We start from the raw sequence: 21,700 nt of genomic DNA, 5'->3' as shown, positions 1-21,700 counted from the left end.
ACCAGAGGAGTCCTCCGATGACCGCACCCCTGCTCCAGAGCTACGTCGCCGGTCGCTGGTACAGCGCGCCGGACGAGGGCACACCCATCGCCGACGCCGTGACCGGGGAGACCGTCACCCGGATCAGCAGCACAGGCCTCGACGTCCCCGCGATGCTCGGCCACGCCCGGAGCGTCGGCGGGCCGGCGCTGCGCGAGCTGACCTTCCACCAGCGGGCCGGCCTGCTCAAGCAGCTGGGCCTGAGGCTGATGGCCGGCAAGGACGCGTTCTACGCGCTCTCCCGCCGCACCGGCGCCACCGACCGCGACAGCGCGGTGGACGTCGACGGCGGCTTCGGCACCGTGCTCTCCTACGCCAGCAAGGGCCGCCGCGAGCTGCCCGACGACACCGTGGTCCTCGACGGCGCCGTCGAGCCGCTCGGCAGGGGCGGCACCTTCGTCGGCCAGCACCTCTACACGCCGGTGCGCGGCGTCGCCGTGCAGATCAACGCCTTCAACTTCCCCGTCTGGGGGTTCCTGGAGAAGTTCGCGCCGGCCTTCCTCGCCGGCGTCCCGACGATCGTGAAGCCGGCCAGTCAGACCGCCTACCTCGCCGAGGCGGTCGTCCGGGAGATCATCGAGTCCGGCCTGCTGCCGGAGGGATCGCTCCAGCTGCTGGCCGGCAGCGCGGCCGGCCTGCTCGACGGCCTGGCCGGTCAGGACCTGGTGTTCTTCACCGGTTCGGCCGCCACGGCGCGCAAGCTGCGCAGCCACCCCGCGGTCGTGGCCGACTCGGTGCGCTTCAACGCGGAGGCGGACTCACTGAACTGCTCGGTGCTCGGCCCGGACGGCACCCCGGACACCCCCGAGTTCGACCTGTTCGTCGAGCAGCTGGTCGCGGAGATGACGGTCAAGGCCGGCCAGAAATGCACGGCGATCCGCCGGGCGTTCGTCCCGCGCCCCCTGGTGGACGACGTCATCGAGGCGACCCGGGCGCGGCTGGCGGAGGTCGTCGTCGGGGCACCGGACGCCGAGGGGGTCCAGATGGGCGCCCTGGCCAGCCTCGACCAGCGCGAGGAGGTGCTGCGCTCGCTGAAGGCCCTGCGCGGCGTCGCCGAGCTGGTGGTCGGCGACCCCGAGCACTTCGAGGTGGTGGGCGCCGACCGCGACCGCGGCGCCTTTTTGCCCCCGATGCTGCTGCGCTGCGACGACCTGGCCGCCGCCGAGCCGCACGACGTCGAGGCGTTCGGGCCGGTCAGCACCGTCCTGCCCTACGACGGCGTGGCACAGGCCGTGGAGCTCGCCGCCCGCGGTCAGGGCAGTCTGGTCGGCTCGGTGGTGACCCACGACCGGGAGTTCGCGCGGGGGTTCGTGCTCGGCGCGGCGCACGCCCACGGCCGCATCCTGGTGCTCGACCGGGACGACGCGAAGGAGAACACCGGGCACGGCTCGCCGCTGCCGGTGCTGGTGCACGGCGGCCCGGGCCGGGCCGGGGGCGGCGAGGAGCTCGGCGGCATCCGCGGCGTGCTGCACCACATGCAGCGCACCGCCGTCCAGGCCTCGCCCGACCAGCTCACCGCGATCGGCGGCCGCTGGGTGACCGGCGCCGAGCGGCGCGACGACGGCGTGCACCCGTTCCGCAAGTCGCTGGCCGAGCTGCGCATCGGCGACTCGATCACGGCCGGCCCGCGCCCGATCACGCTCGCGGACATCGAGCACTTCGCCGAGTTCACCGGCGACACCTTCTACGCCCACATGGACGAGGAGGCCGCCCGGGCCAACCCGCTCTTCGGCGGCCGGGTGGCGCACGGCTACCTGATCGTCTCGTGGGCCGCCGGGCTCTTCGTCGACCCCGCCCCGGGCCCGGTGCTCGCCAACTACGGCGTGGACAACCTGCGCTTCCTCACCCCGGTCAAGCCCGGGGAGGAGCTGACGGTCACGCTGACCTGCAAGCAGATCAGCCCCCGCGGCGGCGCCGAGCACGGCGAGGTCCGCTGGGACGCCGTGGTGGTCGACGGCGAGGGCCGGCCGGTGGCGACCTACGACGTCCTTACGATGGTCGCCAAGACCTGGCCGCCGGCGGAGGGGGGCGCCGACGCGGCCGGCTGACGTCGCGCGCCGCCCGTTCCGTCAGCTGCCGCCGCCGAGGTGCATGCCGGACCGGCCGGCGTCGGGCGCGGCCGCGGACCGCAGCAGCGGCAGGGTGCGCCACGGGACGAGCTCCGACAGGGCGACGACGCTGGTCGAGCGGACCACGGCCGCCGACCGGTTGAGGTCCACCAGGATCTGCTGCAGGGCCTCGTGCGAGCCGGCGGCCACCCGGCACAGCACGTCGCCGCTGCCCGTGGTGGCGTGCGCCTCGAGGACGCCGGGGATGCGCTCCAGGTCGTGCCGGACGTCCTCGATGGCCCCCTGGGCGATCTCCAGCGTGACGAACGCCTGCACGCCGAAGCCCGCCGCGGAGACGTCGACGTCGGGTCCGTAGCCGGTGATCACCCCGCTGTCCTCCAGGCGCTGCAGCCGTGCGGCGACCGTCCCCCGGGCGACCCCGGTGATGCGGGAGAGCTCCAGGATCCCGGCGCGGCGGTGCTCCCGGAGTGCCGCCATGAGGGCCACGTCGAGGGCGTCGAGCGTGCGTCCGTCGGTCACCTCGGTCGTCCCTCCACCTCCGCGCGGCCGTCGTCCGGCTGGACGATCCGACCAGCTTATGTGGTCGTCGGCTGGTCCGGATCCGCAGTCGGCGCAGCTCCAGGGGTGCTGGTTGCCCAGCGGGTCCCGGTGGTGTCCAGTGGGCCGGCCACTCCGACGGACCCGGACGAGGAGACGAGCATGAGCCTCGAACAGGCACTGAACGACCAGGAGCGCCTGGCGCAGCTGGATCGCGCGCAGCTCGAGCAGCTCGTCGGGCTGGTCGAGTACGACGCGTCCGGCGACCCGTTCCCCGTCTCGGGGTGGGACGCGCTGGTGTGGGCCGTGGGCAACGCCACGCAGACGGCGCACTTCTACCAGTCGGCGCTCGGCATGGAGCTGGTCGCCTACTCCGGCCCCGAGACGGGCAACCGCGACCACCTCGCGTACGTCCTGGAGTCGGGCGCGGCCCGGTTCGTGGTCACGGGGGCCTACGACCCGTCGAGCCCGCTGGCCGACCACCACCGCCGGCACGGCGACGGCATCGTCGACATCGCGCTGTCGGTCCCGGACGTCGACCGGTGCATCGCGCACGCCGCCGGCCAGGGCGCCACCGTCCTCGAGCAGCCGCGCGACCTGAGCGACGAGCACGGCACGGTGCGGCTGGCCGCCATCGCCGCCTACGGCGACACCCGGCACACCCTCGTCGACCGCTCCCGCTACACCGGCCCGTACCTGCCGGGTTACGTCGCGCGCCGCTCCACCCACGTCAAGCGGGACGGTGCTCCCAGGCGACTGTTCCAGGCCGTCGACCACGTCGTCGGCAACGTCGAGCTCGGCGCCATGGACCGGTGGGTCGACTTCTACAACCGGGTCATGGGCTTCACGAACATGGCCGAGTTCGTCGGCGAGGACATCGCCACCGAGTACTCGGCGCTGATGAGCAAGGTCGTCGCCAACGGCAACCACCGGGTGAAGTTCCCCCTCAACGAGCCCGCGACCGGGAAGAAGAAGTCGCAGATCGACGAGTACCTGGAGTTCTACGGCGGCCCCGGTGCCCAGCACGTCGCGCTGGCCACCAACGACATCCTCACCACGGTCGACGCGCTGCGCGGCGAGGGCGTCGAGTTCCTCGCCACGCCGGCCTCCTACTACGAGGACGCGGAGCTGCGGGCGCGCATCGGCGAGGTGCGGGCACCCATCGAGGAGCTGCAGGCGCGCGGCGTCCTGGTCGACCGCGACGAGGACGGCTACCTGCTGCAGATCTTCACCAAGCCGATCGGTGACCGGCCGACCGTCTTCTTCGAGCTGATCGAGCGACACGGCTCGCTGGGCTTCGGCATCGGCAACTTCAAGGCGCTCTTCGAGGCGATCGAGCGCGAGCAGGAGAAGCGCGGCAATTTCTGAAGAAGGACCCCGCTGCCCCCCACCGCTCGCAGGTTCGCGGTGGGACCCTGAAGGGCGGCCGTTCCAGGCCTGCAGCGGAGTCGTTCCACCGGGTCACCACGCTCGGCGGTCAGCGGCCGTGGCGGTCGCGGTAGCGGGCGGCGCGCCGGGCGTTGGCGGCCCGGCGGCGCTCGCTGTCCCGCAGGTCGCGCTGGTGCGCGGCGCGCTCGCGGTGGGCCGTGGCAGTACCTGCCGGGTAGCCCGCCTTCACGACCCGGTTCTCGGTGGTCTCGGGCATGTAGGCCAGCGAGTAGATGAGGCCGAGGAAGATGCCGCCTCCGGCGACCGCCGCGCGCAGCCCGAACGGGGCGGGCAGGAAGACCAGGATCAGCGCGATCGGCAGTGACATCTGGACGAGCATGCGGGTGAGGTGGCGCGCCCACCACGTGCTGGTGGTGGTGTCGAACAGCACCCAGCCGCGGTGGCGCTGAGGCAGCCCGCCGCCCAGGGCGTACCAGAGCCAGCGGTGGGGACCGGGCCGGACGATCGGCTCGGTCGTGGCGTGCTCTGCCGGCTCTGTCATGGGGCCCGGGTGCTCCTGCTCGACGACGGTCACGATCCCATGGTGCCCTACGACCGTGAGCGCGCCAAGGGTTGGGGCACCAACTGATGCCCGGGTCGGTGAGTTCCCCGTCACACCGCGGGGTCAGGCAACCGTGACCGCCGGGCTATCGCCCTCGCCGCTGGCCTGTGCGAGCGCCTGCTGCGAGGCCGCGATCACCTGGGTGAGCGCCTCGTGGAGGCTCATGAGCTGCTCGACCGGCATGCCGAGGCGCTCGACGATGCCGGCCGGGATCCTCTCGGCCTGCTCGCGCAGCGCCCTGCCCTCGTCGGTCAGCGCCAGCGCCAGGTTGCGCTGGTCCCGCGGGTCCCGCTCGCGGCGCAGGAGCCCGGCCGCCTCGAGGCGCTTGAGCAGCGGGGAGAGCGTGCCGGGGTCCAGCTGAAGCAGGCCGGACAGCGCCTTGACCGACAGCGTCCCGTGCTGCCACAGCGCCAGCATTACCAGGTACTGCGGGTGGGTCAGCCCCAGCGGCTCGAGCACCGGCCGGTAGACGGCGACCACGTTGCGGGCGGCCACCGAGAGCGCGAAGCACACCTGCCGGTCCAGGGCCAGCACGTCCTCTGGCGCGAGGGCGGCCGGGGGCGTCGGCTCACGAGTCGTCACCGCCCCATCGTAGGTCTCGTGGCGGGCCAAGGGTTGGTCCGCCAACGGTCCGGCCCGTCGCCGAGGCCGGAGGACGCGCCCGCCCCGGACGCCGGGTCGGCGTCCAGGGCGGGGCTGTCCGGCCTCCGGTCGGGGACGGGCTACTCCGCGGTGCGGGCGAGCAGGTCGCGCGGCTCCAGCGCGAGCGCGGCCGGCGCCGCCCGGCGGGCGGCCTGCGCGTGTCGCGCACCCGACGTCGGCACGAGCAGGGTGAGCAGGGCGCCGACGGCGGCCAGGACGGTCAGCATGTAGAAGACCGAGTTGAGCGCGATGCCGGAGGCGACGAGCAGGCCGCCGATCAGCGGACCGCCGATGCCGCCGAGGCGCCCGAAGCCGGCGCACCAGGCGACCCCCGCGCTGCGCACGTTGGTGCGGTAGTAGGTCGCGACGAAGCCGTAGATGAGGATCTGCGTCCCGCTGGTGCCCAGTCCGACGACCGCCACGAAGGCCAGCAGCACGCCCAGCGGGAGACCGACGGTCAGCAGCGCGATCGCCGCCGCGCCCAGCGTGAACGACGCCGCCACCACCGGCTTGGGCCCGAACCGGTCGGCGCACCGGGAGGCGGCCAGCGCGCCCAGGACCGCGCCGCCGTTGAGGACCAGCAGGAAGGCCAGCGACCCGTTGGTGGAGAAGCCGGCACGGCCCATCAGCTCGGGCAGCCAGGTGTTGAGCGCGTAGACCAGCAGCAGACCGGTCGCGCTGAGCAGACCGAGCAGGACCGTCGGCAGCAGGTAGGTGCGGCCGGCCAGCCCGGCGAAGCCAGCCCGGCCCTCGGCGACCGGGGTGCTGGCCCGCGGCCCCTCGGCGCCCGGCTCGACCAGCGGGACGCCGGTGCGCACCGCGACCGCCCGCGCCTCCTCGACCCGGCCGCGGGAGGCGAGCCAGGCCGGCGACTCCGGCATCTTGAGGTAGGCCAGGGGGAGCAGCGTCACCAGGGGCAGCGCGCCGATCCAGAACATGCCCCGCCAGCCGATCGCGTCGAGCAGCAGGATCGCCAGCAGCGCGGCGAGCAGGCTGCCCAGCGGCACCCCCGAGTAGCTGATCGCGTTGGCCACGTTCTTCCTGCCCGCGGGCGCGAACTCGGCCACCAGGGCGCCGGTGGTCGCGACCAGCGCGCCGACCCCGATGCCGGTGACGAAGCGGAGCAGGCCGAAGGCGGTCGTGGTCGTCGCCAGGGCGGTGAGGGCCATGCCGACGGAGAACCACGCGTAGGCGGTGAGCATGACCTTCCGTCGCCCGATGACGTCGGCCACGCTGCCGGCCAGCAGCGCCCCGACGAGCACGCCGACGAGGGCGTAGCTGCCCAGCGCCCCGGCCAGCGCCGGGGTCACCTCGCCGAGCTGGCCCGGGTCGCGCAGGAAGAGGGGGACGACGGTCCCGTAGACGACCAGGTCGTAGCCGTCGAAGACCAGGCCGACCGTGGCCAGCGAGACGATCCAGGTGACCGACCTGCGACGGAGCGCGTCCTGCGTGGGTGGTGCCACAGCTGTTCTCCTCGGGACGGGCCCTGGCTCGGGGACGGCCGGGTGGCCGTGGCAGGGCAGGGGACACCCGGCGAGCGACGTCGCCACGGGTGGGGGAGGGGGAGGTGCGCCGGCTGAGTCGGACGCCGGGCGGTCCGGTGGTGCGGTGGTGCGGATCGAGCGGTGGCGCGGGGGTCAGTCGGAGGACGGGTCCTGCGCGGCGCCGACTGCGCCGGGTCCTGCGCGGTGCCGACTGCGCCGGGTCCTGCGCGGTGCCGACTGCGCCGGGTCCTGCGCGGTGCCTACTGCGCGGTGCTGTCGTGCGCCGGGTCCTGCGCGATGTCCGACGGGTGCGGCGACAGCGGCGTCACCGTGATGGTCATGTACGGGAACAGCGGCAGCCCCCACAGGATCTGGTGCAGCTGCTCGTTGCTGTCGACGGCGAAGACGCTGAGGTTCGCGTACTGCCCGACGCACCGCCAGATGTGCAGCCAGTGCCCGGAGCGCTGCCACCGCTGGGAGTACGCCTTCTCCCGGGCGAGGAGGTCGTCGCGTGCCGCCGGGTCCATGTCCGGCGGCAGCGCGACGTCCATCCGCACCGCGTAGAGCTGACTCACGCGGGGTCCAGCGCGAAGTCGTAGGTGACCTCCTCGCCGGTGCCCGACGCGGCCGGGGTCGGCCGGAGGATCAGCTCCGGCTTCACCGCCTGGGCGACGTCGTCCTCGACGTGGGACCCGCCCTCGAAGTACAGCTGGGTGGTGATCAGCTGCTTGCCCGGCGCGGACACCTTGAGGTGCAGGTGCGCCGGCCGCCAGGGGTGCCAGCCGGCGGCGGCGATGAGCGCGCCGCACGAGCCGTCGGTCGGGATCTGGTAGGGCGCCGGCCGGACCGTGTGGAAGGCGAACCGGCCGTCGGGGCCGGTGCGGATCGTCCCTCGCAGGTTCCACTCCGGGATGCCCGGCGCGAACTGCGAGTAGTAGCCGTCGGCGTCGGCGTGCCACAGCTCGACCCGGGCGTCCTCGATCGGTTCGCCCTCGAGGTCGGTGACCGTGCCCTGGAACAGGAACGGCGTCCCCTTCTCGTCCTCGCGCATCGGCAGGGTGGCCTCGCTGCGGAACTCCGGGGAGCCGGGGATGTAGTACGGGCCCTCGATGGAGCCCGTGGTGCCCTCGCGGGAGGCGTTGGCGACCTCCTCGACCACGTGCTCGATCCACACGTCGAGGAACAGCGGCCACTCGCCGTCCTCGCCGACCCGGATCAGCCACGCCTTCAGGGCGTCGTACTCGTCGTAGGTGACCTGGTGCTCGCGGATGACCTCGTGCAGTGCGCTGAGGGCGTCGGTGGCGATCGCCGAGACCCGCGCGTGGTCGACCTCGGCGGCGCTGCGCTGCTTCTGCGCGAAGCGCTCGGTGGCGTTGCGGCCGGAGCCGGCCGCGGTCGGGTTGGGGGCGGTGGGTGCGGACATGGTGGTCTCCTGTGTCGGGGGCGGGTGAGGTGTGGTGCGGTCGCCGTTCAGCGGTCCCGGCGGTAGCGGGCGAGCTTGTCGGGGTCGATCTCGATGCCGATCCCGGGTCCGGGACGGACGGCCAGCTCGCCGCCGGTGATCTCCAGCGGCTCGGTGAGCAGGTCGTCGCTCATGTCCAGGAAGTTGGAGAGCTCACCGGCCCGGCGCGACGTGGCGCGGTGAGCGGCGCCGAAGGCCACGCTGCAGGCGGTGCCGACCTGGCCGTCGATCTGGTTGCCCATCACGACCTCCACGCCGAGGCCCTCGCACTGGCGCAGGATCGCCTGCGACGTGGTGAACCCGGTGCGGGCGGTCTTGATGCTGATCATGGTGGCGGCGCCGGCGAGCAGCTCGCGGGTCACGTCGGCCGGGGTGGGGACGCTCTCGTCGGCGACGGTGGGCACCGTCGTCCGGGCGGTGAGCCAGCGGCGGCCGAGCACGTCGTCGGCCGGGCAGAGCTCCTCGGCCAGCGTGAGGTCCAGGTCGGCCATCGCATCCAGCGCGCGGGCGGCCTCCGACGGCGTCCAGCCGCGGTTGCCGTCGACGTAGAGCTCCACGTCCGGGCCGAGCGCCTCCCGCAGCGCCCGGCAGGCGCCGACGTCGAGCTCGACCGGGCGCCGTCCCACCTTGACCTTGAAGACCCGGATGCCGTGGGTGTCGCGGACCCGCTCGGCCTCGGCGACCATCTCGGCGTCGGGGGCGAACCCGACCATGTGGCAGACCCGCATCCGGTCGGTGCAGCCGCCCAGCAGCGCCGTGACGGGCAGGTCGAGCGTGCGGCCCAGTGCGTCCCAGGTCGCCATGTCCACGGCCGCCTTGGCGGCCGGGTTGCCGACGGTGCGGGCCATCCGGGCGTGGACGGTCTCACGCTCCAGCAGGGTCAGCCCGACGAGCTCGGGGGCGAACAGCCGCTCGACGACCGCGACGATCGACTCCTGCGTCTCGCCGTAGGTGTAGGGGCGCGGCGGGGCCTCGGCGACGCCGACGACGCCGTCGTCGGTGTGCACGCGCACGAGCACGTGGTCGGCGACGGAGACCTCGCCGCTGGCGAACCGCAACGGCTTGCGGTACGGGATCGCGAACGGGATCGCCTCGATCCGGACGATCTTCACCGGGTTCCTCCCAGGGGGACGTCGAGGGGTGCGGGCGGCGACGGGAGGTCCACGTCGGGGGTGGTGAAGCCGTTGGCGTCCAGCGCGCGGAGCAGCCGGGCCAGGGCGGGGGAGGGGTCCTCGCGGCGCCAGGCGAGTGCCAGGTCGATGCTCACGTCGTCGGCGACCGGGACCAGGTGCACGCCGTGCACCCGGAGCGCCAGCGCCGACTCCGGCAGGACGGCCACGCCGAGGCCGGCGGCGACGAGCGTGAGCAGGACCGGGTTCTGCGCCGCCTGGGGCCCGCGTCGCGGGAGGAAGCCGGCGGCGAGACAGGCCCGGGTCACGGCCCCGTCCACGACCGAGTCCGGGACGCCGTAGCCGACGAGGTCCTCGTCGCGCAGCTCGGCGAGCCGCACCGGCTCGTCCCCCGCGAGGCGGTGACCCTGCGGCACCGCCACCACGAGCCGCTCACGCGCCACCAGGCGTGACGCCAGGCCGGAGCGGCGCAGCGGCGGCCGGAGGAGGGCCAGGTCGATCCGGTCCTCCTCCAGCGCCCGCTCCTGGGCGGGGGTGAGCTGGTCGGGTTCGAACCTCAGCTCCAGGCCGGGCAGCTCGCGGGTGGCGATCCGGGCCAGCTGGGGGAGCTGGCGGTAGGCGGCCAGTCCGGTCGACCCGACGCGGAGCAGCCCCGTGCGGCCGGCCCCCACCAGGCGCACCCGGGTCTGCGCGGCCTCGACCGACTCGAGGATGCGCTCGGCGTCGCGGAGCAGGGCCTCGCCGGCGGACGTCAGCTCGACCCGTCGGGTCGTCCGGTCGAACAGCGTGGCGCCGACCTGGGACTCCAGCTGCCGGATGGCCTGCGACAGGGGCGACTGGGCCATGTGCAGCCGTTCGGCGGCGCGGCCGAAGTGCCGGGTCTGCGCCACGGCGACGAAGTACTGCAGCTGGCGGATCTCCACGTCCCCTCCTCCCGCGGTCGGCCCCGGCCTGCGCCGGGTCGCTGTGACGCAGCCAACGTAGGACGGATGGACGTGTAGCCACAAAGACCGAGTTCCGGCCGATTGAGACGTCCAGTGTCTGGACGGGTGCTGGGTCAGGACTAGGCGAAGTGCTGGCGCGGACGTGACGAGCGCCACGAACAGTGGGGGACAGCGCCCGATCCCCGACTGACCCGGAGGCCCAGCCATGACAGCCGACGTGACCCACGTGCGCGACGTCCTCGCCGACGCCGTCGTCGACGACGCCGAGCGCGGGGTCTTCCGCGCGAACCGCCGGATCTTCACCGACGAGGAGCTCTTCGAGCTCGAGATGACCCACATCTTCGAGGGCAACTGGATCTACCTGGCGCACGAGAGCCAGGTGGCGGACCCGGGCGACTACTTCACCACCGCCATCGGCCGCCAGCCCGTCGTCATCACCCGCGACAAGAACGGCGAGCTGCACTGCCTCATCAACGCCTGTGCCCACCGCGGGGCGATGCTGTGCCGCCGCAAGACGGACAACCGCATGACGCTGACCTGCCCGTTCCACGGCTGGACGTTCCGCAACGACGGGGCGCTGCTGAAGGTCAAGGACCCCGAGGGCGCCGGCTACCCCGCGGCCTTCGACAGCGGCGGGTCGCACGACCTGACGAAGGTGGCGCGCTTCGAGAGCTACCGCGGGTTCCTGTTCGGCAGCCTCAACCCCGACGTCAGCACGCTGGCCGAGCACCTCGGTGACACGACGAAGGTCATCGACATGCTGGTGGACCAGTCGCCGGAGGGGCTGGAGGTGCTCCGGGGGTCGTCCACCTACACCTACGACGGCAACTGGAAGGTCCAGGCGGAGAACGGCGCCGACGGCTACCACGTCACCGCGACCCACTGGAACTACGCGGCCACGACGTCCCGGCGCAGCACCGGCGAGTCCACGAACGACACCAAGGCGCTGGACGCCGGCGGCTGGGGCAAGTCCGGCGGCGGCTACTGGTCCTACCCGAACGGCCACCTGTGCCTGTGGACCTGGGCGGCCAACCCGCAGGACCGCCCGCTGTGGGACCGCATGGACCAGCTCAAGGAGCGGTTCGGCGAGGCCAAGGGCGAGTTCATGGTCAAGGGCTCCCGCAACCTGTGCCTCTACCCGAACGTCTACCTGATGGACCAGTTCAGCACCCAGATCCGGCACTTCCAGCCGATCGCGCCGGACAAGACCGAGGTCACGATCTACTGCATCGCCCCCAAGGGCGAGAGCGCCGAGGCCCGCGCGCACCGGATCCGCCAGTACGAGGACTTCTTCAACGCCTCGGGCATGGCCACGCCGGACGACCTGGAGGAGTTCCGGTCCTGCCAGCTCACCTTCCGGGCCACCGCCGCGCCCTGGAACGACATGAGCCGCGGCGCCGAGCACTGGCTGACCGGTCCCGACGAGGTCGCGAGGTCACTCGGCATGGACGGCGTCGTCTCCGCGGGCCTCCGCAACGAGGACGAGGGGCTCTACCCCGTCCAGCACGGCTACTGGCTGCAGACGATGCAGGCGGCCGTGGCGGAGCAGTTCGGCACCGACGTCGCGACCCCGGAGGGCTGACCGTCATGACCGCCACGCAGAGCCCCGTCGAGACGGCGGGCAGCAGCACCGTCACCCAGAACGCCATCGAGCAGTTCCTCTACCGCGAGGCCCGCTACCTCGACGACCGCGAGTTCGAGAAGTGGCTGGAGTGCTACGCCGCCGACGTCGTCTTCTGGATGCCGTCGTGGGACGACGACGACCGGCTCACCCAGGACCCGCAGCGGGAGATCTCGCTCATCTACTACCCGAACAAGGGTGGCCTCGAGGACCGGGTCTTCCGGATCCGCACCGAGCGCTCCAGCGCGACGTCGATCCCCGAGCCGCGGACGAGCCACAACATCTCCAACGTCGAGGTCATCGAGCGCCGCGGCGACCTGGTCGACGTCCGGTTCAACTGGCACACCATGTACTTCCGGTACAAGACCGTGGACCCGTACTACGGCACGTCGTTCTACACGATCGACTTCTCCGGGCCCGCGCCGCTGATCAGGCGCAAGACCGTGGTCCTGAAGAACGACTACATCCACCACGTCGTCGACGTCTACCACCTCTGAGCAGGGGAGCGACCTCCCATGGACCACCGCGTGGCACTGGCGTTCGAGGACGGCGTCACCCGCTTCATCACCTGCCGCGACGACCAGACCGTCGCCGACGCGTCCTACCGAGCGCGGATCAACATCCCGCTGGACTGCCGGGACGGCGCGTGCGGCACCTGCAAGGCCCTCTGCGAGTCGGGCGACTTCGACGGCGGCAGCTACCTCGAGGACGCGCTGTCGGACGACGAGGCCCGGAGCGGGTACGTGCTGCCCTGCAGCATGAAGCCGCGCTCGGACCTGGTGCTGCAGATCGCCACCACCTCGGCCGTGGCCAAGACCAGCGCGGCCACCCACCGCGGCCGCGTCACCGCGCTGGACCGGCTGTCGCCGACGACGGTCGGGCTCACCGTCGAGATCGACGACCGCGACGTGCTGGCCTTCCTCCCGGGGCAGTACGTCAACATCGCCGTCCCGGGCACCGACCAGTCCCGGTCGTACTCCTTCAGCAACGCGCCGCGGGACCGGGCGCTGACCTTCCTGGTCAAGCTGACCCCCGGCGGCGTCATGTCGACCTGGCTGGACGAGCGGGCGCGGGTGGGGGACGAGATCTCCTTCACCGGCCCGCACGGCAGCTTCTTCCTACGGGAGTCCGACGCCCCGCTGCTGCTGCTGGCCGGCGGCACCGGGCTGGCGCCGGTCCTGTCCATCCTGCGGACGCTGGCGGCCGACGGCAGCGACCGCCGGGCGCACCTGGTCTACGGCGTCACGACCGACGACGACCTGGTCGAGACCGACACCCTCGAGCAGCTCGCCGGCTCGATCGACGGGCTCACCTGGGAAGCCTGCGTCGCCGACCCCGCGACCAGGGCGCGCAACCAGGGCTACGTCACCGGTTTCTACGGGCCCGAGCACCTGCACGGCGGGGACGCCGCGGTGTACCTCTGCGGCCCGCCGGCCATGGTGGAGGCGGTTCGCGGGCACGTCGCCGGGCTGGGGGTGACCCCCTCGGGCTTCTACTACGAGAAGTTCGCGCTGGCCGCGGTCCCGACCGAGGCCGCCGAGGAGGTCGCCGTCCCCGAGCCCGAGGCCGTCGTGCCCGAGCCGGAGGACGCCGCCGCCGAGCCGCTCCCCGTGCCCGTGGTGGTGCCGGACACCGTGGCCGACCTGCTCGCCCTCGACGGCCGGGAGGGCCGGGCGACCGCCGGGCAGCTGCTGTTCCCGCCGGTCGAGGTGCTCCCGCTCGGCTCCGGTGCGCCCGGGCGGGGCGCCGACTCCCCGGCGTCGATGTGGCGCCTGGCCGGGCAGCAGGTGGGGGAGCCGACCGCCACCGGCGACGTCCTGCCCGTGGCGGACGCCGACGCCCTCCTGCCCGCCGTCGGCGCGCGTGCCGTCGCCGGTCAGGAGCTGCTCCCTGCCGCAGCGCTGGAGCCGCTGACCCCCCGGGACACGGAGGTCGGGACGACGGGCACTGCCGACGGATCCTCGCTCACCGCAGACGGGTACGAGATCGGTGAGGAGCACCCGTCGGTGCACGAGTCCGACGCCGTCTTCGACGCCCGCCGGGCGCTGGAGCTGGGCGCGCTCGAGCTCACCATCGGGAAGCTGACCCACCAGCAGCTCACCGGCTACCGGCTGCTGGCCGAGGCGACCGTGCCGCACGTCGAGGGCGACCGGTTCGTCGACGCCGCCGCCTACACCGAGACCAACGCCGCGTTCCACGACTACCCGTTCACCCTGACCGGCAACGAGCACCTGCTGCGCGCCTACCAGGCCCTCGGCGTCGAGGGGCACATGGCGGAGTCGCTGCGCTCGGCCACGTGGGTGCACCCGCGGTGCGCGCAGGACCACCTCGACATCGTCGAGGCGTTCCGGGACGGTGACCGCGAGCGGGCCCGGGTGCTCATCTCCCAGCACGCCGAGCGGTCCAAGGAGACCACCCGCCGCGCCATGCGGGACGTCGCCGCGGGGCGCCGTCCCCGGTTCGTCACCCCGGGCCGCTTCGCCGGCCAGGTCGTCCTGGTCACCGGGGCCGGCCAGGGGATCGGCGAGCGCACCGCCCGGCGGGTCAGTGCGGAGGGCGGGACCCTGGTCCTGGCCGACCGCGCCGAGCTGGTCCGCGACCTCGCGGGCGAGCTGGGACACCCCGGCGCCGAGGCGCTGCCGGTCGTCGCGGACCTGGAGACCTGGGAGGGCGCGCAGGCGGTCGTGGCGGCCGCGCTCGCGCGGTTCGGCCGGATCGACGTCGCGGTCCACACCGTGGGCGGCACGATCTGGGCCAAGCCGTTCGAGCACTACCCGCCCGAGCAGATCCGCGCCGAGATCGACCGGTCCCTGTGGCCGACGCTGTGGTGCTGCCGGGCCGTCGTGCCGCACATGGTCGAGCGGGGGCGCGGCACCATCGTCAACGTCTCCTCGGTGGCCACCCGGGGCCTGAACCGGCTCCCGTACGCCGCGGCCAAGGGCGGGGTCAACGCCATCACCACCGCGCTCGCGCTGGAGATGGCCCCGCACGGCGTGCGGGTCGTCGCCACCGCACCCGGGGGCACCGACGCGCCACCGCGCCGCACGCCGCGGGGCCCCGCGCCGGAGACCGAGCAGGAGCAGGCCTGGTACCGGACCATCGTCGACCAGACGGTCGACTCCTCCCTCCTGAAGCGGTACGGCACCCTGGACGAGCAGGCCGCGGCGATCACGTTCCTCGCCTCGGAGGAGGCCTCCTACGTCACCGGGACCGTGCTGCCCGTCGCCGGCGGCGACCTGGGCTGAGCCCGGCGTGCGGGCGGCCGTGGACGGGCCGCCCTGCGGACCTACGGTGTCGGCGTGATCCCCGGGGACGACGACGTCCACGTCGTGGGCCTGACCGCGGAGTCCGCGCGGCTGGAGACGCTGCTGGGCGGAACGCGGGCGGGCGGCCCCGTGGTCGTTCTGGTCGAGGGGGCCTCCGGCAGCGGCCGGACGACGCTGCTGCGCCGGTTCCTGCACCGGCACGCCGAGCTGCCGGTGTCGGCGGCCGCCGGCCTGCCCTGGGAGACCCACCGGCCGGGCGGACTCGTCCGGCGGCTGCTCGACGACGGTCCGGCAGCGGGCGCGGACGACGCCGCCGGGGACCCGGCCGACCTGGGCACCGAGCTGGCCCGGCGGTGGGCCGCCCGGGCGGCGGACGGGGCGCTGTTGGCCGCCGTGGACGACGCCGACCGCGCGGACCCGGTCTCGCTCCAGGCGATCGGCTCCGCCGTCGCGCGGTCGGCCGGCGTGCCCGTCCTGCTGGTCCTCGTGCGGGCCACCGGCTGGCCGGCTCCCGGCACCCCCGAGGTCGTCGACCTGCTCGACGGGCTCCCGGCGGTCCGGTTGCCGGTACGGCCACTGGGACTGGAGGAGACCCGGCTCCTGGCCGCGCGGGTGGCGGCCACCGAGCTGCCGTCGGTGGTCGCCCGGCGGCTGCGCGACCACACCGCCGGGAACCCGCGGGACCTCTTGGAGCTGCTGCGGGAGACCCCACCGGCCCGCTGGTCGGACTGGCACACCGAGCTGCCCGTGCCGAGCCGGGTGCGGTCCCGCGTCCAGCGGGCCCTGGCCGGCTGCTCGCCGGAGGTCCGGGCGCTCGTCGAGGGCGCGGCCGTGCTCGGGGACACCCCGGGACTGGCCGACGCCGCGTCGCTGGCCGGGCTCGCGGAGCCGATCGGCGCCCTCGACGAGGCCTGTGCCGCCGGGCTCCTCGCGCCGGCCGCGGGCTCCGGCCTGGACGTGCTGACCTTCCCGGAGCGCTTCGTGCGCGGCGCCGTCTCCGCCACCCTGGGCCCCGGCGACCGGTCCCGCTTGCACGCGCGGGCGGCCGAGGTCGTCCCCGACGAGCTGGAGCGGCTGCGCCACCGGGTCGAGGCGGCGCCGCTGCCCGACGCCGGCCTCGCCGGGCAGCTGGTGGAGCTCGCCCGCCGCAAGGCCGACGAGGGCGCGTGGGCAGCCGTCGCCGGGGCGCTCGTCGACGCCAGCCGGATCAGCCCCTCGCGGGCCGAACGCGAGGGCCGGCTCATCCAGGCCGTGGACGCGCTCGCCGGAGCCGGCCTGATCGGCCAGGCCGTCGAGGCGCTGCCCGACGTGGAGGCGCTGCCGTCGGGCCCGCGGCGGGACGCGGTGCTGGCCTACGTCGCGGTGCAGCGCGGCCGCCGGGCCGAGGCGGTCGCCTATCTCGAGACGGCCTGGCGGCACCGCGGGAGCGACCGCGACGCCGCGGCGGTCGTCTGCCAGCGACACGTCCTGCACGCGCTGGCCGACTGGGACGGCGACGAGCTGGTCCGGTGGGCCGGCCGGGCGGAGGAGCACGCCGCACCCGGATCCCCAGCTGCGGTCGAGTCCCGGGCCGTCGTCGGCCTGGGGCACGCCGCCCGCGGGGCGGTCGAGGCGGCGGTCACCGCGTACCGGCACGCGGTCGCCGAGAACCCGTCGGGCCCCCAGCACCAGCGCGCCCGGATGGGACTGGGCTGGCTGTCCCTCGCCCGGGACGAGCCCGAGGCCGCCCGGCGCGAGCTCGAGTCCGCCGTCCCCACCGTCCGGCAGACCGGCTCGAACCGGATCTCCCTGTGGGCCCTGGTGTGGCTGGCCCGCACCCGGTTCGTCCTCGGCGACTGGCCCGGGGCGCTGGACGCGGTCAACCAGGCCGAGGTGCTGCTCGGGACCACGGGGCTGGACCTGCTGCGCCCCCTCGTCCACTGGACCGGTGCGCAGGTGCGGGCGCTCCGCGGCGAGCGGGAAGCCGCGGAACGCCACCTGCGGCTCGGCGCGGCCGCCGAGCACGACTACACGGTCATGACGGTGCCCGCGCTGCTCGCCCGGGCCGCCGTCGCGGAGGCGGCGTCGGACTACGAGTCCGTCGTCCGCCACCTGACCCCTCTCGTCCTGCGGACGCCACGCGGCGGGCTCGACGAGCCCGGGTTCTGGCCGTGGCACGACGTCCACGCCAACGCGCTCGTGGTGACCGGCCGGCTCTCGGACGCCGAGGCGTTCCTCGCCCCGCACGAGGGGACGGTGCGCCGGCGGGGACACCGCTCGGCGGGAGCCCGGCTGGGCTACGTCCGCGGCCGGCTGCTCGCCGCCCGGGGCGACCTCCCCGGCGCGGAGGAGGCGTTCGAGGCGGCGCGGGCCGGGCTGGCGGGGCTGCCGATGCCGTACGAGCGGGCGCGGGTGGACTTCGCCCACGGCGTCACCCTGCGCCGGGCCGGCCGGCGGCGGGACGCCGCGGCGCTGCTCGCCACCGCGCGCCAGTCGTTCGCGGCGCTGGGCGCGCAGGTCTACGTGGAGCGCTGCGACCGGGAGCTGAAGACCGGTCGGCCCGCACCCCGCGCGTCGCGGCCCGGCCCCGAGGCCCTCACCGAGCAGGAACGGGCCGTCGCCACGCTCGTCGCGACCGGGTTGACCAACAAGGAGGTGGCCGCGTCGATGCTGCTGTCGGTCAAGACCGTCCAGTTCCACCTGACCCGCGTCTACGCGAAGCTCGGAGTCCGTTCGCGCGCCGAGCTCGCGGCCCGGTTCGCCCGCGAGGGGTGAGGCGGCCTCCGGACCCGGTCGCCGGGCCGGCGGTCACCGCTGCGGGAGCGGCTGCAGCTCCAGGCCGGCGAGGGTCGGCGGGTCGGCGAGCAGGTCGATCGCGGTCACGGCGCCGTCCGCGACGGTGAAGGCGAAGACCACCTGTGGCGTTCCCCGCAGCGACCAGACCGCGCCCGGTGTGCCGTCGACGAGGACCAGCCGCGCGGCCCGCGCCCGGCCGGAGAGGAACCGGGCGACCGCCGTCGCCCCGCGCACCTCGGCCGCGCTGCCCATTCCCGTGGCGACCGGGTCGGACCGCAGCACCGCCTCGGGGTGGAGCAGCGCGAGCAGGGCGGCGAAGTCGCCGTTGCGCGACGCGTCGAGGAAGGCCGCGACAACCTCCCGGCGCCGCTCGGTGGCGTCGGGCAGCCCGGCCGCGCGCACGCGGCGCCGGGCCCGGCTGGCCAGCTGCCGGGTGGCGGCGGGGGAGCGGTCGACGATCGGCGCGATCTCGTCGAAGGGCACGTCGAACAGGTCGTGCAGCACGAAGGCGAGCCGCTCGGCGGGCGCGAGCCGGTCGAGCACGACGCCCAGCGCCAGCCCGACCGAGTCGGCGAGCACCGCTTCCTCGGCGGGGTCGGCGACGGCGTGCAGTCGGGCCTGCGGCGCGTCGTCGAGGGGGTCCTCGCGCCGGCCGGCCCGGGCGCGCAGCTGGTTGAGCGCCACCCGGGCGACGACGGTCGTCAGCCAGCCGCCGAGGTTTTCGACCCCGGCGGTGCCGGCCCGGCTCACCCGCAGCCACGCCTCCTGGACGGCGTCCTCGGCCTCGGCGCGCGAGCCGAGCAGCCGGTGCGCCACGGCGGTCAGCCGGTCGCGGTGCTCCTCGAACCGCGCGGCGAGGAGGTCGTTGCCACCCACGTCGTCACACTCCCCGGTCGGCGCGTGTCAGAGGGACGGCAGACCCGAACCCGAACACCCGAGGAGCACACCATGACGACCGGGATCCGCACCGTCATCTACCCCGTGGCCGACCTGGCCCGCGCCAAGGCGCTGTTCGGCACCCTGCTGGGTGCCGAACCGGTCGTGGACGCGCCGTACTACGTGCAGTTCGACGCCGACGGCCAGGCGATCGGCCTGGACCCGCACGGCCACCGGCACGGGCAGTCCGGCCCGGTCGCCTACTGGCACGTGGCCGACGTCGCCACCAGCCTCGCCGCCGTCGTGGCCGCCGGCGCCGAGACGGTGCAGGACCCCACCGACGTCGGCGGCGGCCTCCTCGTCGCCCTGGCCCGGGACGGCGACGGCAACCTGATCGGCCTGCGCCAGGCCGGCTGACCTCCGCGGGGGCCGTCCCCTGGTGACCGGGACGGCCCCCCGAGTCCGGCGATCCGTTTGCGCCGGGCGCCCTTCCGGCGGGGCTGAGCAGGGGCCACGCGGAACCGTGGAGAATGGCGGAGATCGTCAGTCTGCACGGGTGAGGAGACACGGGTGCCGGAGCCGGCCGTGACCCTGAGTGGCGGGGTGGTCGTCTCGTCCACCCGGCGGGAGGAGGTCTCCTCGCGGATCCGGCGCGCCCTCCTCACCGGCGAGCTCCGGCCGGGCCAGCGCATCAAGGAGGTCCACCTCGCCGAGGCGCTCGGCGTCAGCCGCCCCACCCTCCGCGAGTCGCTCCAGCAGCTCGTGCACGAGGGCGCGCTCGTCCAGGTCCCCTACAAGGGCATCCACGTCGCGCAACCCACGGCCGAGGAGCTGCGCGACGTCGCCGAGGTGCGCATGCCGCTGGAGACGATGGCGGCACTGCGCCTGGCGCGGGACCCGCACGGGCCGGCGATGGACGGCGTTCGGGAGGCGCTGGCGGTGCACCTCGCCGCGATCGGGACCGGGGACGCCCTGCAGGCTCACGTGACCCACATCGGGCTGCACAAGGCGATCTGGGACCTGGCCGACAGCCCGACGCTGCGCAAGATCTGGCCCCTGGTGGGGTCGCAGGTGCATGTCGCCCTGACCGTGGACCAGGCGGTGCGGCACGATCCCGAACGCGACGCGTTGCTGCACCGCCGGCTGGTCCGCGTCATCGAGGAGGGTGACGAGGCGGCGATCACCGCCGAGGTGGAGGAGCACATCCGGCGCAGCGTCGACGAGGTGCTGCGCCGGCTCACCTAGGGCATGCGTGGACGGTGCCCCGGGGGACGCCGGGTACCCGCACAGGCCCGGCTCGAACGGGCAGCCCCCCTCCACGTGCACGTTCGACCTTCGCGCCGTCCACACGGCTGCGGGCGCGTCGTGATCGTCATCGCCCCCCGGGCAGGTCGTACGTCGACGAGATCCGCAGGCAGTCGCGGCTCGGAGGGCGAGGTGGACGTCCCGTGTCCCGCGGGCCGCCTCCCGTCCATGAGAGGCCCACGTGAACAGGCTGGTGAGCGTCAGATGCGGCGGATCGTCAGCGCAGTCCGCGGACGTCGGACCATGTTCCACAGCGCGGCGAACGGCAGAGCGACCTGCACCCGGACCTGCTCGTCCTCTCCCAGCTCGATGTCGAAGGCCGGGCTACTGGTCCAGTCCGTCCGGCCCGTCACCGTGTGGGCGCCCGGTGGGAGAGGGATCTCCGCGGACTCCCCCTGGTCGAGTTCAGCCACCTGACGGCCGTCGACGTCGACCCGGAGTCGACGCAGGATGCCCCCTCCGTCATGAGGGCGCTCTACGCGGAGGCTCGCCACGGGCGCGGAACCCACCTCCCTCGCACAGTCGTCCGCGTCCCCCGTCCGGGGACAGTCGTGATGGGCGATGTCGCTGCATCCGGTGGAGTCGCAGCAGGGCCGCCCTCGGTCTCGCGGCGGCCCACGGTGGGACAGCCGGCTCGGCGGGGCCTCCCGTCGACGCCCCGAGCTCTGCGATCAACCGCGGGTCTTCCCGCCGGCCTCGAACGAGGCGGCGAACTCACGGGATGAGCACCGGCACCCGGGCCGCGCCCAGCGGATCCCGTGCCCGCTCATCAGGGCTAGCGTCGGCATCCGTCGACAGAGGCGCACCCGCACGGACAAGGGGGCCGGGGACCATGCCGCTCTACCTGACCAGGTTCAGCTACACGCCGGAGACGTGGGCCAGGCTGCTCGACAACCCGGAAGACCGTCGGCAGGCGGCTCAGACCTACATCGAGTCGGTCGGCGGGACCCTCCACGGGTTCTGGTACGCCTTCGGACCGCACGACGGCTACACCCTCTGGGAAGCACCCGACAACGTGTCCATGGCCGCGGTCGCGTTGGCCATCGCGGCCGGTGGCGCCCTGAGCCCGCTGGAGACGACGGTCCTGATGAGCGTCGAGGAGACGATGGAGGCCATGGGGCGGGCGCGGCAGGTGCGGTACCGACCACCTGGGGCATAGCTGCTGCCGAATGCCATGACCACCCCGCAGTCGGGTGCACGGACCCTCGGGGGTCGCGACCCGGAGTGACACGCCCCCCGCTGGAGCCGTCCCTCGAGCCGCCCTCTGCGCCTGGGCGGCGCACTGTGGGACCCCCTGCCCTGTGCTGATCTGGTCGCCTGACCTGGTGGAGAACCGCAGGCTGGACGCGTTCCCGGGACGAGGCCAACAAGCTTCCGACCATGGGTCAGCACACGCACAGGAGCCGAAGGGATGTCCGCGCGTACGGCTTGATCGGCCTGGGCGGCGCGGCGGTCGATGTGGGAGCCGCGCGACTCACGTGGGGTCGCGGGATCAACCACGTGAGCACCGTCTTCCTCGGACTGGCCGCACTTCTCCTTCCGCTCTACTTCCTGCTGCGA

General features: G+C 74.2%; 19 protein-coding genes. 9 read left to right on the top strand and 10 right to left on the bottom strand.

What is annotated here, in order from left to right; translation table 11 throughout:
• Window positions 1–17: 17 nt before the first annotated feature.
• Window positions 18–2,087, top strand: coding sequence for a phenylacetic acid degradation bifunctional protein PaaZ (paaZ, locus tag BLW63_RS22745; protein WP_091161360.1), 2,070 nt, complete (start codon window positions 18–20; stop codon window positions 2,085–2,087).
• A gap of 21 nt (window positions 2,088–2,108) precedes the next feature.
• Here the strand turns inward: paaZ and BLW63_RS22740 are convergent, their stop codons facing one another.
• Window positions 2,109–2,627: an Lrp/AsnC family transcriptional regulator gene (locus BLW63_RS22740; protein ID WP_091161358.1), complete on the bottom strand. Its 519-nt coding sequence runs from the start codon at window positions 2,625–2,627 to the stop codon at window positions 2,109–2,111.
• A gap of 180 nt (window positions 2,628–2,807) precedes the next feature.
• Here BLW63_RS22740 and hppD point away from each other — a divergent pair, with 180 nt between their 5' ends.
• Window positions 2,808–4,013 (top strand): 4-hydroxyphenylpyruvate dioxygenase, encoded by a 1,206-nt coding sequence (hppD, locus tag BLW63_RS22735; RefSeq protein WP_091161355.1) that lies wholly within the window; start codon window positions 2,808–2,810, stop codon window positions 4,011–4,013.
• Window positions 4,014–4,122: 109 nt separating this feature from the next.
• Here hppD and BLW63_RS22730 read toward each other — a convergent pair whose 3' ends face one another.
• From BLW63_RS22730 to BLW63_RS22700, 7 genes are all read right to left on the bottom strand, one after another.
• Window positions 4,123–4,575 carry a DUF5313 family protein gene (locus BLW63_RS22730; RefSeq protein WP_091161418.1) on the bottom strand — a complete coding sequence of 151 codons (453 nt, stop codon included), beginning with the start codon at window positions 4,573–4,575 and terminating at the stop codon, window positions 4,123–4,125.
• Window positions 4,576–4,698: 123 nt separating this feature from the next.
• Window positions 4,699–5,217 (bottom strand): MarR family winged helix-turn-helix transcriptional regulator, encoded by a 519-nt coding sequence (locus tag BLW63_RS22725; RefSeq protein ID WP_091161415.1) that lies wholly within the window; start codon window positions 5,215–5,217, stop codon window positions 4,699–4,701.
• Between the two features lie 140 nt (window positions 5,218–5,357).
• The gene (locus BLW63_RS22720; protein ID WP_091161353.1) at window positions 5,358–6,740 is read right to left on the bottom strand and encodes an MFS transporter; all 1,383 of its coding nucleotides are present in this window, start codon (window positions 6,738–6,740) and stop codon (window positions 5,358–5,360) included.
• Window positions 6,741–7,021: 281 nt separating this feature from the next.
• Window positions 7,022–7,336, bottom strand: coding sequence for a muconolactone Delta-isomerase (gene catC / locus BLW63_RS22715; protein ID WP_211517240.1), 315 nt, complete (start codon window positions 7,334–7,336; stop codon window positions 7,022–7,024).
• Complete coding sequence (catA, locus tag BLW63_RS22710) at window positions 7,333–8,184, bottom strand: catechol 1,2-dioxygenase (protein ID WP_091161350.1); 852 nt, start codon at window positions 8,182–8,184, stop codon at window positions 7,333–7,335. Before catA ends, catC begins: the two co-directional genes overlap by 4 nt.
• 47 nt (window positions 8,185–8,231) lie before the next feature.
• Complete coding sequence (locus BLW63_RS22705) at window positions 8,232–9,335, bottom strand: mandelate racemase/muconate lactonizing enzyme family protein (protein ID WP_091161347.1); 1,104 nt, start codon at window positions 9,333–9,335, stop codon at window positions 8,232–8,234.
• Entirely contained in the window at window positions 9,332–10,276 is a 945-nt protein-coding gene (locus BLW63_RS22700) for a LysR substrate-binding domain-containing protein (protein WP_091161344.1), read from the bottom strand. Before BLW63_RS22700 ends, BLW63_RS22705 begins: the two co-directional genes overlap by 4 nt.
• Window positions 10,277–10,502: 226 nt before the next feature.
• Between BLW63_RS22700 and benA the strand changes: the two genes are divergently transcribed.
• Genes benA through BLW63_RS22680 form a run of 4 tightly spaced genes read left to right on the top strand, consistent with a single transcriptional unit; the run spans window position 10,503 to window position 17,938 of the window.
• On the top strand, window positions 10,503–11,879 hold the full coding sequence (gene benA / locus BLW63_RS22695) for a benzoate 1,2-dioxygenase large subunit (protein ID WP_091161341.1): 1,377 nt from the start codon (window positions 10,503–10,505) through the stop codon (window positions 11,877–11,879).
• Between the two features lie 5 nt (window positions 11,880–11,884).
• A complete protein-coding gene (benB, locus tag BLW63_RS22690; RefSeq protein WP_091161339.1) occupies window positions 11,885–12,415 on the top strand; it encodes a benzoate 1,2-dioxygenase small subunit in 531 nt (176 codons plus the stop codon).
• Between the two features lie 18 nt (window positions 12,416–12,433).
• Window positions 12,434–15,163: a benzoate 1,2-dioxygenase electron transfer component BenC gene (gene benC, locus BLW63_RS22685; protein WP_091161337.1), complete on the top strand. Its 2,730-nt coding sequence runs from the start codon at window positions 12,434–12,436 to the stop codon at window positions 15,161–15,163.
• 54 nt (window positions 15,164–15,217) lie between these two features.
• Window positions 15,218–17,938, top strand: a complete 2,721-nt coding sequence (locus BLW63_RS22680) for a helix-turn-helix transcriptional regulator (protein WP_211517239.1) — start codon at window positions 15,218–15,220, stop codon at window positions 17,936–17,938.
• A gap of 33 nt (window positions 17,939–17,971) precedes the next feature.
• Here the strand turns inward: BLW63_RS22680 and BLW63_RS22675 are convergent, their stop codons facing one another.
• Entirely contained in the window at window positions 17,972–18,835 is an 864-nt protein-coding gene (locus BLW63_RS22675) for a sigma-70 family RNA polymerase sigma factor (RefSeq protein WP_091161335.1), read from the bottom strand.
• A 72-nt stretch (window positions 18,836–18,907) separates the two neighbouring features.
• Here BLW63_RS22675 and BLW63_RS22670 point away from each other — a divergent pair, with 72 nt between their 5' ends.
• Window positions 18,908–19,252, top strand: coding sequence for a VOC family protein (locus BLW63_RS22670; protein ID WP_091161332.1), 345 nt, complete (start codon window positions 18,908–18,910; stop codon window positions 19,250–19,252).
• A 153-nt stretch (window positions 19,253–19,405) separates the two neighbouring features.
• Window positions 19,406–20,080, top strand: a complete 675-nt coding sequence (locus tag BLW63_RS22665; protein ID WP_091161329.1) for a GntR family transcriptional regulator — start codon at window positions 19,406–19,408, stop codon at window positions 20,078–20,080.
• A 260-nt stretch (window positions 20,081–20,340) separates the two neighbouring features.
• Here BLW63_RS22665 and BLW63_RS22660 read toward each other — a convergent pair whose 3' ends face one another.
• Window positions 20,341–20,553 carry a hypothetical protein gene (locus BLW63_RS22660; RefSeq protein WP_139263726.1) on the bottom strand — a complete coding sequence of 71 codons (213 nt, stop codon included), beginning with the start codon at window positions 20,551–20,553 and terminating at the stop codon, window positions 20,341–20,343.
• A gap of 419 nt (window positions 20,554–20,972) precedes the next feature.
• Here BLW63_RS22660 and BLW63_RS22655 point away from each other — a divergent pair, with 419 nt between their 5' ends.
• Complete coding sequence (locus tag BLW63_RS22655) at window positions 20,973–21,299, top strand: GYD domain-containing protein (RefSeq protein WP_091161323.1); 327 nt, start codon at window positions 20,973–20,975, stop codon at window positions 21,297–21,299.
• The last annotated feature ends 401 nt before the right edge of the window (window positions 21,300–21,700 follow it).

This window comes from Geodermatophilus africanus, assembly GCF_900107105.1.
GTDB lineage: Bacteria > Actinomycetota > Actinomycetes > Mycobacteriales > Geodermatophilaceae > Geodermatophilus > Geodermatophilus africanus.
The sequence above is the reverse complement of the archived record's forward strand: the minus strand, read 5'-3'. Positions and strand labels throughout refer to the sequence as shown.

Bases quoted from the DNA above. Each gene is read 5' to 3' on its own strand.
- BLW63_RS22730 (WP_091161418.1), bottom strand. From the start codon at position 4,575: ATGACAGAGCCGGCAGAGCACGCCACGACCGAGCCGATCGTCCGGCCC.
- hppD (WP_091161355.1), top strand. From the start codon at position 2,808: ATGAGCCTCGAACAGGCACTGAACGACCAGGAGCGCCTGGCGCAGCTG.
- paaZ (WP_091161360.1), top strand. From the start codon at position 18: ATGACCGCACCCCTGCTCCAGAGCTACGTCGCCGGTCGCTGGTACAGC.
- BLW63_RS22670 (WP_091161332.1), top strand. From the start codon at position 18,908: ATGACGACCGGGATCCGCACCGTCATCTACCCCGTGGCCGACCTGGCC.
- catA (WP_091161350.1), bottom strand. From the start codon at position 8,184: ATGTCCGCACCCACCGCCCCCAACCCGACCGCGGCCGGCTCCGGCCGC.
- benC (WP_091161337.1), top strand. From the start codon at position 12,434: ATGGACCACCGCGTGGCACTGGCGTTCGAGGACGGCGTCACCCGCTTC.
- benA (WP_091161341.1), top strand. From the start codon at position 10,503: ATGACAGCCGACGTGACCCACGTGCGCGACGTCCTCGCCGACGCCGTC.
- benB (WP_091161339.1), top strand. From the start codon at position 11,885: ATGACCGCCACGCAGAGCCCCGTCGAGACGGCGGGCAGCAGCACCGTC.
- BLW63_RS22655 (WP_091161323.1), top strand. From the start codon at position 20,973: ATGCCGCTCTACCTGACCAGGTTCAGCTACACGCCGGAGACGTGGGCC.